The sequence below is a fragment of the Nonomuraea monospora genome, assembly GCF_039531895.1.
Taxonomy (GTDB): Bacteria; Actinomycetota; Actinomycetes; order Streptosporangiales; family Streptosporangiaceae; genus Nonomuraea; species Nonomuraea monospora.
In genome coordinates this window covers 57201-70745 of record NZ_BAAAQX010000006.1, presented here as the reverse complement: position 1 = coordinate 70745, position 13545 = coordinate 57201, and the positions used below count along the sequence as shown (strand labels likewise).

Sequence of the window (13545 nt, the reverse complement as noted above, 5' to 3'; positions counted from 1 at the left end):
CAGCCGCAGTCCTTCCTGAGCAGACTCAGCCGACCGGTTGCAGATCCTGCCGGTTGAGCCGCAGGTCGCGCGGGTTGAGCGAGCGGCGCCGTTCGGTGGTGAAGGCCGTCATGGCGAGCCCCGCGAGGAGCCAGCCGGCGAGCTGGGCCGCGGCGGCGGGCCAGCCGAGGTCCGCGCCGGTGGCGGCGGCGCGCAGGACGGTGAGCGCCGCGTGCGTAGGGAGCAGGGACTCCAGCGCGGCCAGCGGGGCGGGGATCGAGGACACGGTGCTGGTGGCGACGGTCAGGACGAGCACGGCCAGCACGGCCAGGTGCCCCGTCCGCCTGAGCAGCCCGGCCAGCCCCTGGCAGAGCGTCATGAACGTCAGCGCGGCGAGCAGCGTCGCGCCGAGGAAGGCCACGCGCGCGCCGAGCCCCAGGTCCAGGAGCGCGGGCAGGCCGAGCCCGAGGAGCGTGCCGGTGAAGAGCGCGATCACCGTGCCGGGCACGAGCGCCTGGCCGACGAGCCGCCAGGTGGGCAGGCGGGAGGTGAGGGCGAACGGCGGGACCGCCCGGATGACCAGGTACGTGGCCAGCGCCCCCGCCCACAGCGCCAGCACCAGGAAGAACGTCGCCGCGACGTCCCGGTGGGCGCCGTCGCCGACGGCCGGGGCGAGCACGGGGGTGGCGGCGACCTTGGACAGGTGCTCGCGCTCGGCGGTGGTGTAGGCGGGGACGTCGTCGAGGCCGTCGCTGAGCCCCTTGGCCAGGGTGGATGCGCCGTCGCCCGCCCTGGCCGCGCCGGTGCTCAGCCGCTTGGCGCCCGAGGCCAGGTCGTCGGCGCCGGCGTAGGCCTGGGCGGTGCCCGCGGCGACCTGCTGGGCGCCGGTGTTCAGGCGGGTGGCGCCGGACGCGAGCGATTGGGCGCCCTGCGCGAGCCGTCCCGCGCCGGTGGACAGCTTCCCCGCGCCGGTGTTCACCGTCGCGAGGCCGGTGGTGAGCTTCCCGGCTGCGGTGGCGGCGGAGGAGATGCCGCTCGCGAGGGTCTTGGACCGGGTGGCGAGCTGGGCGGTGCCGTCGGCGACCTGTTCCGCGCCGGTGGCGAGGGTGTCCAGCGACTGCTTGATCTCGCCCACGCCGCTTCTGGCACGGGCCTTCATGCCGTCGATGTCGCCGGCGATGGACTCCAGGCGGCCGGCGGCGTCCGAGAGGCTGTCGCAGAAACCCTGGCCGGCGTCGCCGTCGCGGCATCGGGAGGCGAGCCTGGCCAGCTCGCCCGTGGCGGCGCTCGCCGAGGGGACGTCGTCGATGGCCGCGGTGACCTGGTCGGCGGCCGAGGTGACGGTGTCGGCGAGCTGCCGGTTGCCGGTGGCCACCTGGCGGGCGCCGTCGGCCAGCTCACGCGTCAGGGCGGGCAGCTGTTTGGTGTCGCGGGCGGCCTCCGACAGGCCTCGGGAGAGCTGGCGTGATCCACTGGCCAGGCGCTTGGTGCCGGTGGCGAGCTGCGTGGCGCCCGTGGCGAGCTGCTTGGCGGAGATCGCGAGCTGGGTGGTGCCCTGGGTGAGGCGGCCGGTGCCCTGGGCGAGCTCGGCGCTGCCGGTGCGCAGCTCGCCGAGCCCGGCGGTCAGGTCGCGGGTGCCGCCGGAGAGCCGGCGGGTGCCGGTGGCGAGGTCGCCGGTGCCCTCCGCCAGGCTGTCCGCGCCCTCGGCCGCCTTGCCCAGCTGCTCGTGCAGGGTGGTGAAGCCGCCGTAGACGTTGTCCAGGTAGGTCTCGACGACCTGCGTGTTGAGGGCGTCCACGGCGGCGTCGGCGACGTCCTTGCTGATGGCCGGGTCGGCCAGCGCCGCGCCCGGCGAGGTCTCGATCCGCAGGGTGGCCTGCGCCGCCTCCAGCGGCTTGCCGGTCGCCGACGAGGTGGCCCGCGCGGAGAACGTGCCGGGGACGGTGACGGCCGCGGCGTACCGGCCGTCCTTCAGGCCCTGGCGGGCGTCGTCGCCGTCGGTGAGCGTCCACTCGTAGCGTCTGTCCTGGCCGTGGACGAGGTTGTCGGCGAGCTGGCGGCCGAGCGGCACGGTCTGCCCGCCCACCTGGACGGGCTCGTCCAGGTTGACCACGGCGGCCCTTGCCGCGCCGTGGTCGCTCAGCGGCGACCAGAACGCCCAGGTCAGCAGGCCGGCGATGAGAAGGGGGACGAGCAGCAGTGCCGCCCAGGTCCGTCGCACGGGCGAGCCCTGGAACGCGCGATCGACGGCACGGGAGAGCGAGGTGGACATCAGTGAGCTCCGACGGGGGAGAGGGACAGATCGATCGCGGCGGGCAGCAGGTCGTGGACGAGCCGGGGGTCCTGGCAGGACGCCACGGCCGCCGCGCCGCCCAGCCCGGTCAGCAGCCGGGCCAGCTCGGTGCGCTGCTCAGGACGTACGACGGCGTCGAGATCCTCCAGGACGAGCAGCCGCGCGCCCTGCGCGAGCGCGGCGGACGCCTCGGCGGCGGGATCGCGCGAGGAGCGGCACCGGATCAGGGCGGCCGAGCGGCGCGCGGCCCGGAGGCGCTGCGGCACGAGATGGCCGCCGACCTTCAGGTCGCCCTCGACCTCGGCCACCCGGCCCGCCAGGGTGTGCAGGAGCGCGGACGCCGCGGGCCCGTGCACGAGGAGCGCCCGCCCGGCGGGCAGGTGGACGGCGACGCCGGAGAAGACGGGGACGCCGCGGTCGTCGCGCACGGCCAGGTTCTCTGCGCTGACCACCTCGGGAGAGCCCGGCCAGGAGGCCAGCCGCAGCTCGTGCGTCAGCCCCTCGCCCTCGGCGTCGAAGACCGGCAGCCTGCGCTCCAGCCACCCGGGCAGCCACCACGCGCGGTGCCCGAGCAGCGCCAGCACGGCAGGCACCAGCGTCATGCGCACCGCGAACGCGTCCACGAACACGCCCACGGCCAGGCTGAACGCGATCGGCTTGATGGTGGCGCTGCCCTCCGGCACGAACGCCGCGAACACCCCCAGCATGATGACCGCCGCGGCCACCACCACCGTCGAGGCCGACACGAACCCCGACTCGATCGCCCGGTGCGGGTCGCGGTGGTGCACGTAGTCCTCGCGCATCCGCGACAGCAGGAACACCTCGTAGTCCATGGCCAGCCCGAACAGCACGCCCATCAGGATGATCGGCAGGAAGCTGATCACGCTGCCGGTGTGCTGGACGCCGAACGCCTCCGCCAGGTGCCCCTGCTGGAACACGAACGAGGTCGCCCCGAACGCCGCCCCCACCGACAGCAGGTAGCCGAGCGCCGCCTTGACCGGCACCGCGATCGACCGGAACACCATGGCCAGCAGCACCAGCGACAACCCCACGACCACCAGCCCGAACGGCACCAGCGCCCCGGCGAGCTGGGCCGAGACGTCGATGCCGACGGCGGTGAAGCCGGTCACGGCGGTGGTCACGCCGTACGCCTGCCGGAAGTGCGGAGCCTGGTCCCGCAGCCGCTGGACGAGCGCCTCGGTCTCGGGCGAGTCGCCCGCCGAGCCGGGGACGACCTGGATGATGGCGGTGTCGCCCTTGCGGTTGGGGGTGGCGACCGGCACCGCCGCCACGCCGTCCAGCCGCTCGATCTCGGCGGCGAGGTCCTCGGTGACGCCGACGGGGTCGGTGGTGTCCAGGACGTCCACCGAGACGATCAGCGGGGCGTTGTAGCCGGGGCCGAAGTGCTCCGCGATGACGTCGAACGTGTCGCGGGCCGGGGTGCCGCGCTCCTCGGTGCCGCTGCCGGGCAGCGCGAGCCGCAGGTCGGCGGCCGGGATCGCGCACAGCCCGAGCGCGGCCACCACGACGGCGATGGTGACGAGCGGGGAACGGGTCGCCAGCCGCACCCAGCGGCGGCTCAGCGGCACCCGCTCCCTGCGGCCCTTGCGCGGGAGCTTCGGGCGCAACCGTTCGCCGGTGACGGCCAGCAGCGCGGGCGTCGCCGTGACCGCCACCGCCACCGCGACGCACACCGCGAACGCCGCCGCCACCCCCATCGTGGTGAGGAACGGGATGCCCGCCACGGCCAGCCCGAGCAGCGCGATCACGACCGTCAGCCCGGCGAAGACGACGGCCGAACCGGCGGTGGCGGTGGCGCGGGCGATCGACTCCTCCACCTCCAGCCCCTCGCCGAGCTGGTCGCGGTGGCGGGACAGGATGAACAGCGCGTAGTCGATGCCCACCGCCAGCCCGAGCATCACCGCCAGCATGGGCGCGGTCGAGGAGATCGGCGTGAACACCGTCGCCATGAAGATCAGCGCGACCGCGACGCCCACCCCGAACACCGCCGTGGCCAGCGGCATCACCGCCGCCACCAGTGAGCGGAAGACGAGGAACAGCACCAGGAAGGCGATGAGCAGGCCGACGCCCTCGGTGGGGCTGAGCGCGGGCACCGCGTTGGAGAAGGCGTCCCCGCCGACGTGCACCTCCGCGTCGGCGCGTCTCTCCAGCTCGCCGCCGATGCGCTGGAGCTCCTGCCTGGTGTGCTCGGTGGTCTCGGCGACCGGGACGTCCAGCGGGACCGCGATGATCGCCGCCCTGCCGTCGGCGGAGACGGCGTTCTTGACGTTCTCGGCGAACGGGCTCGTCACCAGGGCCACCTGATCGAGACGTTCGAGGTCCCGTACGGCGTCGTCCACCGCGTTCCTGACCGCCGGGGCGTCGGCGCGGCGGCCCGCGGGCAGCACCACGACGATGCGTGCGGACGTGCCGCTGACCTCGGGGAAGACGTGGCTGAGGTGGTCGAGGGCGTCTTGGGACTCCGAGCCTGGGATGGCGAAGGCGTCGTCGGTGCCCTGCTGCAGCAGGGCCATCGCGCCGCCCGCCAGGGCCAGCCCGAGCACCCACAGGCCCAGGACGAGGATCCGGGCGCGTGCGGAGGCGCGGCCGAGACGGTACAAGAAGGATGACACGGACCGGCAGACTATTTACTTGCACACCGATGTGCAAGTTTGATGAGCGAGGTACAGCAGTGACGCGGAACACGGAGCCGGGGGCGCAGGAGCCGGAGCTGGGGGTGCGGAAGGCGGAGCTGGGGGTGCGGAAGGCGGAGCCGGGGGCGCAGCGCAGTCATGCTCGGGCGAACCGGGCGAGAATCCTGGCCGTCGCCCGGCACGAGCTGGGCGCGAACCCCGACGCGACGATCGACGAGATCGCGCGAGCCGCCGGCGTGGTCCGGCGCACGCTCTACGCGCACTTCCCCGGCCGCGCCGCCCTCCTGGAGGCCCTCGCCGACGAGGCCGCGGGCGCCCTGCGAGCGGCCATCACCGCCGCCAAGGCCCCGGCCGACACGCCGGAGCAGGCGCTGGCCCGCCAGACGCTCGAGCTGTGGCGGGTCGGCGACCGCTACCGCACCCTGCTCGCGCTCGGCCGCCAGAGCTTCGGCGACACGTGGCTACGCGACCTGACCGGGCCGGTGCACCGCAACTGCGTCGACATCCTCGAACGCGGCCAGGCCGGCGGCGTCTTCCACCGCCACCTGTCCCCGGACGTGCTCGCCCACGGCTTGGGCGCCCTCATGGTGTCGCTGCTGGAGAGCGTGAACGCCGGTCTCTGGGAGGACGCGGGATCGGGGGCGGCGATCGCGACGCTGATCGCCGCGGGAGTCTCGCCGGGCGACGCACCCGCCATCGTCGGCGATCTCGGGGCCCCGAAGCCGGTCTAGCGATCGGTCGGCGGGGCGACCACCAACGATGCCGGTCTAGCGATCGGCCGGCGGCGCGACGACCACCTCCGTGCCGGGGTCGTGTTCGAGGTGCGGAGGCCCCGCGACGATCATGGTGGCGCGCGCCCACGGCCGTTCGCGCGACAGGAACGGCACCTCCTCCAGCAGCCAGTTCGCCACGTGCTCCCGCTGCGCGGGGGAGTCGCCGTCGCGGACGAGCAGCAGGCGCTCCTGCTCGTCGAGGTCACCCTGCATCCACACCGACGCGTCCAGCCACGGGGCGAGTTCCTCGCGGATGACGCCGGTGCCCTCGACCCAGACGAAGCCGACGCCGGCGGGCACGGTGATCGATCCGGGCCGATCGTGGCTGATCCAGGCAGCGGGACGGAAGTCCACCGCCTCCCCCCGGTGCAGGGGCCGCAGGACGTTCTCGGCGAGCAGGGCGCCCCAGTCGAAGTAGGCGTGGTTCCAGGCGACGTCGTCGGTGTGCACGACGGCGGAACCGGCCACCACCTCGCACAGCCGTCCGGCCAGGGTTGTCTTGCCGGCGCCGCCCCGGCCGTCGATCGCGATCACCCTCGGCCGTCCGGCCACGCCTGGTGACGCGTCGCACAGTTGCCGGACGGCGTCGAGCAGGGTCACCACCCGCCACCCCACGGCCATGGTCTCGCCCGGATGCAGACGCATCGGCAACCTCCTGAGATACGGACCTGCCCGGACGGGCCGCCGCGAGCTGGGCATCTTACACGCCGTTCAGCAGCCGCCGATCCACGAGCAAAGATCACGCAAGGTCGAGTGACGAGATCACTCGAATGGGCAGAACCCGGCGGAATGGCGTCCCATGACCTGGGTAGCGGGCGACGCCTGACGGAAACCGCAGATGTCATGGCGTGTGCTGAGGAGATAGAGAATGACCGAGTCGAACCCGATCAAGTCCGCCGTCGGAAAGGTCGTGGACGCCGTATCCGATGGCGGCCCGGCGCCGAAGGCCGAGATCCCCGGCGTGCCGAACAGCGAGCCGGCCTCGCTGGAGCAGCCGACCGAGCCGCGTGAGCCGTTGCCCCCGAAGCCTGACCAGACGGGCCCGGACACCGGCTCCCCGACCGGCGAGCCGACCGGCGCGCCGCAGGCGGCGATGGCGCAGACGGGTGCGTTCCTCACGAGCGCTCAGGGCGTACGGCTGCGCGACACCGACCACTCGCTCAAGGCCGGCCCGCGCGGCCCGGTGCTGTTGCAGGACTTCCACCTGCGCGAGAAGGTGATGCACTTCGACCACGAGCGCATCCCCGAGCGCGTGGTGCACGCCCGCGGCGCGGCCGCGCACGGCGTGTTCCGCTCCTACGGCACCGCCTCGAACGTCACCAGGGCCGCCTTCCTCGCGGAAGGCGCCGAGACGCCGGTCTTCGTGCGCTTCTCCACCGTGCTCGGCTCGCGCGGCTCGGCCGACACGGTACGCGACACGCGGGGCTTCGCGACCAAGTTCTACACCACGGAAGGCGTGTACGACCTGGTCGGCAACAACATCCCGGTGTTCTTCATCCAGGACGGCATCAAGTTCCCCGACGTCATCCACGCCGGCAAGCCGCACCCCGACCGGGAGATCCCGCAGGCGCAGAGCGCCCACGACACCTTCTGGGACTTCGTCTCGCTGCACACCGAGGCCACCCACCACACGCTGTGGAACATGTCCGACCGCGGCATCCCCCGCTCCTTCCGGATGATGGAGGGCTTCGGCGTCCACACCTTCCGGCTGGTCAACGCCGAGGGCGCGACGACGCTGGTGAAGTTCCACTGGAAGCCGAAGCTCGGCGTCCACTCCCTCACGTGGGAGGAGGCGCAGATGATCAGCGGCGTGGACCCCGACTTCCACCGCCGCGACCTCGCGGACGCGATCGAGGCGGGCGCGTACCCGCAGTGGGAGCTGGGCATCCAGGTCTTCCCTGACACCCCTGAGCAGATGTTCGAGGGCATCGACCTGCTGGACCCGACGAAGATCGTGCCCGAGGAGCTGGCGCCGGTCCAGCCGGTCGGCCTGATGGAGCTCAACCGCAACCCGTCCAACTACTTCGCCGAGACCGAGCAGGTCGCCTTCCACACCGGCCACCTGGTGCCCGGCATCGACATCACCGACGACCCGCTGCTGGCCGCCCGGCTGTTCTCCTACCTCGACACGCAGATCACCCGGCTGGCCGGGCCGAACTTCGCGCAGATCCCGATCAACCGGCCGCACGCCCCGATCAACGACATGCTGCGGGACGGCTGGCACCAGGACGCGGTGCACCGGGGCGTGGCGCCGTACAAGCCGAACTCGCTGGACGGCGGCTGCCCGTTCCACGCGGGCGCGAGCGAGGGCGCGTACGTGGAGGTGCCGCTGGAGGTCTCGGGACGGAAGGTACGCGAGGCGCCGGCCTCGTACGCCGACCACTTCAGCCAGGCGCGGCTGTTCTGGCTGAGCATGTCCGCCCCGGAGCGGGAGCACATCATCGACGCCTACACCTTCGAGCTGGGCAAGTGCTACGAGCAGGCGATCAAGGAGCGGCAGCTCCGGGTGCTGGCCAACATCGACCCGGTGTTGTGCCGTGAGGTCGCGCAGGGGCTGGGGCTGCCCGAGCCCGCCCCGTCCGAGCCGCTGGCCGACCCCGCGCCCAGCCCCGCACTGTCGCAGGTGGGCCACGAGTGGCCCGCCGACGGGCGGATCATCGGCATCGTCGCCGACGAGTCGTGCGACCTCGGCGTGGTGGGCGCGGTGCGGCAGGCCGTGCTGTCCGCCGGCATGGTGCCGCTGATCATCGCCCCCAAGGGCGGCATGCTCGGCACGATGCCGGTGCAGCGCACGTTCCTCACCGCCCGCTCGGTCGAGTTCGACGCCCTGCTGCTGGCCGGAGCGCCGATGCCGGGCAAGGACGCCTACGGGGCGCGCGACGCCAAGGCCGGCAACCGCCTGCCGGACGAGCCCGTGGACCCGCGCGTGACCCTCATGGTGCAGGAGGTCTACCGGCACGCCAAGGCGATCGGCGGCTGGGGCACGGCGGGGCAGGTGCTCGCGCAGGCGGGTGTGGTCGAACAGGCTCCCGGCGTGGTCGTCGGCGGGGACGGTGAGCAGGTTCTGCGTGACGTGGTGGGGCTGATGGCGGCGCACCGCGTCTGGGAGCGGTTCCCGACGGCGGCCGACGTCGCCTGACCATCGCACCGCACGAGGGGCCGCGCGGACGACGCCGCGGCCCCTCGTGGCGGGTGAGATTTGATCCCACACCGCCGTTCGCCGCGCGGTATCGCGTTCATGCGAGCAATCGCATTGCCTTACCAAGTGTCGATATGCGTAGTATGCGTATTTTTCTCACGCAGTGCCGCCACTGCGCCACGTCAGGCGCGATGGATAGCGAATGGAATGAGCAGCTACTGCGCAGGGTCGACTGCCTCAAAGATTATGAAGGGTCCTCTACGGTTTGCGGCCAGAAGCAGCGCGTCGTAAGTTGTGTGTCTTTGAATTCACCGATTGCTCGGACAATGATGATGGGACGGCATGAAGGCACACGAAACCACCCTTCGCAAGCTCATCCAGGGCGACCAGCAATTACTGGTTCCCCTCTATCAGCGTCAATACACCTGGGAACGTCCGCAGCTCACCCAACTGTGGTCCGATATCACGGCTCAGGTCGACGTGCTGGCCGAGCAGCGGCAAGATGCACCCAGCCACTTCCTGGGATCGGTGGTCCTCGCTCCGGGGCCAGAGCTGGCGCCGAGTCGATCCCAATGGATCATCGTGGATGGACAACAACGCCTCACCACCCTGATGCTCGCGCTCTGCGCGATCCGGGACCACCTGGTGGCCGAGGATCCAACAGCTCTGGAACGCATCAACGAGCTGCACCTGATCAACAAGTTCGAGCAGGGAGAGCTGCGTTACCGGCTCCTGCCCACCCAAGCGGACCGAACGGCCTTCAAGGCTTGCGTGGACGGCAAGTTGGAGGGCAAGTCCGACAGCCTGATCGGAAACGCCTACCAGTTCTTCCGCGGGATGTTGAAGGAGTTCGACGATCCGGCTGACCCACACGACATCGCGCGCGTGGAGTCGGTGCTGCTGAACCGGCTCAACCTCGTGCAGATCCTGGTGGAGAAGGACGACAACGCGTTCCGCATCTTCGAGTCGATCAACAATACGGGCATGCGGCTCAGCCAGGTGGACCTGATTCGCAACTACGTCTTCATGTGCCTGCCGACCCGGGGTCAGCACGTCTACGACGAGTACTGGAAGCCGATCCAGGACCTGCTGGACGCCAAGGCCATGGAACAGCTGATGTATCTGGTGCTGGTGCTGAAGGAAGGCGACGACGCCCAGTACAACGCCGTCTACCGCGGCCACCAGCAGCTGCTCCTGGCGCTCTCCGGGGACGAGCACCGCATCGAGGAGTATGCCCGCGACCTGTACCGGCGTGCCCGGCATCTCAAGCAGATCCTCTTCCCCGCCGACGACCTGCCTTTCGCCGGGCGTCTGCGTTTCCTCAAGGAGTGGCAGGCCTCGACCGTCTACCCGCTGGTGATGCGCCTGCTGGAGTTGCGGGAGGACGACTACATCGGCGACGAGGAGGTGGATGAAGCGCTGGCCTATGTCGAGAGCTTCCTCGTTCGGCGCCTGATCGCCGGAGTCACCACAGGCAACCTCAACCGCATCTTTCAGCGGCTCGCCGTCCAGCTGGTGGCTGAAGAGGAGGTGCCACAGGCGGTTCGCATCGCGCTGTCGCCCGCCCGACTGTACTGGCCCTCGGATGAGCAGCTGGGGGAGGAGGTCCGCAGCCGCGCCTTCTACTGGCAGGGACGTACGGTGCAGCAGAAACTCGTCCTACGGCGCATCGAGGAGTCGCTGGGCAGCAAGGAACGGGTGGACCTCGCCGACAAGCGCATCACCATCGAGCACGTCCTGCCGCAGTCCTTGACCGCTGATTGGCTGGGTGAACTCTCCGACGGGGGAGACGACGCCGATCTCCTGCATCGCCAGCTCGTACACACTCTGGGCAACCTCACACTCAGCGGCTACAACTCCGAGCTGAGCAATAACTCCTTCGCCGCCAAACGCAAACAGCTTGGCCAGAGCGGGCTGGTGATGAACCAGGAGATCGCCGCCTGCGAGCGCTGGGGGAAGGCCGAGATTCTGGCTCGTGCCGATCGCCTGGCGAACCGGGCGATAGCCATCTGGCCCGGGCCGGAGGAGTCAGGCCGGGGCAACGCCGCCTCTCGCGACTGGACACAACTGCACAGCGCCTTGGCCGCTCTGCCGACCGCCACCTGGACCTCGTACTCAGATCTCGCCGAACTGATCGGCTCGCATCCGGTGCCCGTCGGAGTGCATCTGGCAAGCGTCCCGGTCCTCAACGCGCATCGGGTACTTACCAGGTCGGGACAGGTGTCCGACGGTTTTCGCTGGATCGATCCCGACGACGATCGAGACGTGCGCGAGGTGTTGCGCGCGGAAGGACTTGTCTTCGACGAAGCCGGACGCGCCTCCGCGGACCAGCACCTGAGCGTGCGTGACATCGCCGAGCTACTTGGCCTGCCGATCGCCGCCGATCTTGCCGAGACCGAGGCCATCGGCGATGAGTCCCTCTCGCCGCAGGGGCTGACGGCACTGGAACAGCGTTTTCTGCGTCAGCTCAACGATCAGAGCGGGCCGCAGGCGGCCGGCGCGGTTCAGCGGCTGCTGGAGCACTGGCGCTCGCGGGGTGGCGAGCTTCAGTACGGCACCTCCGCCAATGCCTCCTGCGCGCCGATCGTCAAGGTAGGCGGACAGTCCCTGTACCCCATCCGCTTCTACGCCAAGAGCGCCGAGATCCCCTTCGGACTGCTGCGCAACCGCAAGCCGTTCAACGATTTAGCGCTGCGAGAGGAGCTTCGGCAGCGGCTCAACGACGCACCCGGCGTGGACATCCCCGTTGCCAAGCTGGAGCTGCATCCCTCCATTAAGAACAGCCAGCTGGCGAGCGTTGCGGTATTTGACGTGGTCGTTGCGGTTCTCGACTGGTTCAGGGCCACAGCGACCGCATCGGAAGGGTGAACGGCTCCGTGGTCCACTCGTGGGACGGTAAGGCACCGGCCCTAGCTCATTCGAGGGCCCTGCGGCCACGCGCGGGTAGTGGGCAAGCTCACTCGGCAAGGACCCTCGCCGAGTGAGCGAAACAGCCGAAGTAAGTCGCCGATGATCAGGTTTCCAGCCTGTACCTCACGCGTCAGGTGACGCTTGCCGATCCTCCTCAGGATCCGGCTCCGTGAAGAGTCCCGCTGCCATGTCCGGACTCGGGGCGCTGTCATCATCTGGGGTCACGTCGGCATCTGCGGGTTGTGGGTCCTCGACAGCGAGAACCTCATCCTCGGCCTCCTCCGCAAGCGTCGGCAGAACGTATTCCTGGCCAAGCCCCGCAAGATGTAGCGGCAGGGGCAGGGCAAGGGACTGCGGGTAGTCGGGCGGCTGACGCAGCTGATGAACGGCGAGTGCCAGCGATTCCGGATCGTCACCGTCGTCCTGATGGCATCCGAGAACGGCGATCTCCACCAGCCCGGGATTCCAGCCGGGGATGTTGGTATCGATTCTGGTGTCACTTTTGTGCTCGCCGCCACGGCGAGGGGCCAGCTTGTCAGCCGTGATGGCCGAGGTCTGAAACTGGACGGGCTTGGGGGTGGTGCTGTAGAAGACGCGGCTCGTCCCGTCGCACTGCGGCACCCACAGATGGGAAGGCAGTCCGTTCGCCTCGTCCCTCGGATTGACGCCCCACCACTGAGGGGTCTCCCGGCCCTGCACGGTCCGCACGCGGACGAGCCGCAGGTCCGGGTGCAGCCGCCGAGGCGGTGCGTGGCCGTCGCGGATGCGGTCCGGTTCCACGTGGCCGTCCTGCAGCCATGTCCAGTGCGAGCGGGCGTTCTGCCCGTGGGCGAGAAGCAGCGTGGGAGCGCCGCGCAGTGAGCGCAGCATCTTCTGCAGCCACTCCTCCATGTCGCGCCGCTGCTCGTCCATGGCGCGGTAGTAGCCGCCCGGCGCGCCGTTCCCGGTGCCGGGTACGGCGACCTCCGCGAGCCGCGTCAGCTTCAGCAGCAATGCGGGGTACGGGATCCACGCGTTCGACTCGGGATCCCAGCCCTGGACACAGGCGATGCCACTGCCCGTTTTCCGCGGAGTCACGAGTACGGCGACCGGGACGTACGCCGCCCACCTATTGCGTGCCGTGCGATTCTTCCTGACGAGCCAGACAGCGGCGTACCGCAGCCCGGCAGGCAGTTTATCGCCGAGGCCATGCTCGGGGTGCACCCGGATGCCGAGCTGTCGCAGGCCGTCGTCCCAGGCCATGGAGACGCGGTGATCGAGGGTCTTCATCGAGTTGTATCGCCCGGCCTTCTTGGGCACGGTCACGAACTGGGTGACCGCGCCGGCGTTCGCGAAGCCGAGCCTGAGCGCGAACTTGGGGTCGTGGTCGCCGGTCTCGAAGTCGGCCCTGCGGTCGAGTTCCACCAGCGCCAGCGTGGGAGCCGTGCCCGTGATGTCGTCGGCGAGCCAGGAGCGGGCGCTGGCCCGCCGGTCACGGACGGCCGCGCCGATCGCCGAGGAGGTCCGGTGCTTTCCTTTCGACGGGAGGGCGAGCCCTTCTCCGAGGCCGGCCGTCAGCTTGACACAGCGCAGCCGCACGCTGAGCTCGGCGGACTGCCACTCAAGCGTGACCGGTTCGCCGGGGCGTGCGGTCTCGTAGTGCGCCTCGGTGAAGGCGCCGCCGTCGCCCTTCGACCCGAGGCGTTCGACGAGTCCCGTGACCGCTGCCTCGCGTAGCTCGCGGGTCTGCCAGAGCAGCCGCGCCTCCAGCGTGGGAAGCGTTCCCGGATCGGCCTCCGGGGTCAGCAAGGACATCGC

Annotated in this window: 7 protein-coding genes; 3 read left to right on the top strand and 4 right to left on the bottom strand. The window is 70.7% G+C overall.

Translation table 11 applies throughout. From position 1 onward, the window contains the following. Positions 1 to 25: 25 nt before the first annotated feature. Positions 26 to 2251: a YhgE/Pip family protein gene (locus ABD331_RS13730; protein WP_344474367.1), complete on the bottom strand. Its 2226-nt coding sequence runs from the start codon at positions 2249 to 2251 to the stop codon at positions 26 to 28. Next, positions 2251 to 4905: an MMPL family transporter gene (locus ABD331_RS13725; RefSeq protein WP_344474365.1), complete on the bottom strand. Its 2655-nt coding sequence runs from the start codon at positions 4903 to 4905 to the stop codon at positions 2251 to 2253. The genes ABD331_RS13730 and ABD331_RS13725 overlap by 1 nt, the downstream gene beginning before the upstream one ends. 59 nt (positions 4906 to 4964) lie before the next feature. On the opposite strand from ABD331_RS13725, the gene ABD331_RS13720 reads away from it, so the two are divergent. Further along, a complete protein-coding gene (locus ABD331_RS13720) occupies positions 4965 to 5657 on the top strand; it encodes a TetR/AcrR family transcriptional regulator (RefSeq protein ID WP_344474363.1) in 693 nt (230 codons plus the stop codon). 36 nt (positions 5658 to 5693) lie between these two features. Here the strand turns inward: ABD331_RS13720 and ABD331_RS13715 are convergent, their stop codons facing one another. Continuing rightward, positions 5694 to 6344, bottom strand: a complete 651-nt coding sequence (locus ABD331_RS13715) for a uridine kinase family protein (protein ID WP_344474360.1) — start codon at positions 6342 to 6344, stop codon at positions 5694 to 5696. Positions 6345 to 6567: 223 nt separating this feature from the next. Here ABD331_RS13715 and ABD331_RS13710 point away from each other — a divergent pair, with 223 nt between their 5' ends. Continuing rightward, complete coding sequence (locus ABD331_RS13710; protein WP_344474358.1) at positions 6568 to 8838, top strand: catalase; 2271 nt, start codon at positions 6568 to 6570, stop codon at positions 8836 to 8838. A gap of 342 nt (positions 8839 to 9180) precedes the next feature. Next, positions 9181 to 11706 carry a DUF262 domain-containing protein gene (locus ABD331_RS13705; protein WP_344474356.1) on the top strand — a complete coding sequence of 842 codons (2526 nt, stop codon included), beginning with the start codon at positions 9181 to 9183 and terminating at the stop codon, positions 11704 to 11706. A gap of 165 nt (positions 11707 to 11871) precedes the next feature. Here ABD331_RS13705 and ABD331_RS13700 read toward each other — a convergent pair whose 3' ends face one another. After that, positions 11872 to 13542 carry an RNaseH domain-containing protein gene (locus ABD331_RS13700; protein WP_344474354.1) on the bottom strand — a complete coding sequence of 557 codons (1671 nt, stop codon included), beginning with the start codon at positions 13540 to 13542 and terminating at the stop codon, positions 11872 to 11874. Between the last annotated feature and the right edge of the window lie 3 nt (positions 13543 to 13545).

Coding starts and splice junctions, on each gene's coding strand:
- ABD331_RS13705 (WP_344474356.1), top strand. CDS start 9,181: ATGAAGGCACACGAAACCACCCTTCGCAAGCTCATCCAGGGCGACCAG.
- ABD331_RS13710 (WP_344474358.1), top strand. CDS start 6,568: ATGACCGAGTCGAACCCGATCAAGTCCGCCGTCGGAAAGGTCGTGGAC.
- ABD331_RS13700 (WP_344474354.1), bottom strand. CDS start 13,542: ATGTCCTTGCTGACCCCGGAGGCCGATCCGGGAACGCTTCCCACGCTG.
- ABD331_RS13715 (WP_344474360.1), bottom strand. CDS start 6,344: ATGCGTCTGCATCCGGGCGAGACCATGGCCGTGGGGTGGCGGGTGGTG.
- ABD331_RS13730 (WP_344474367.1), bottom strand. CDS start 2,251: ATGTCCACCTCGCTCTCCCGTGCCGTCGATCGCGCGTTCCAGGGCTCG.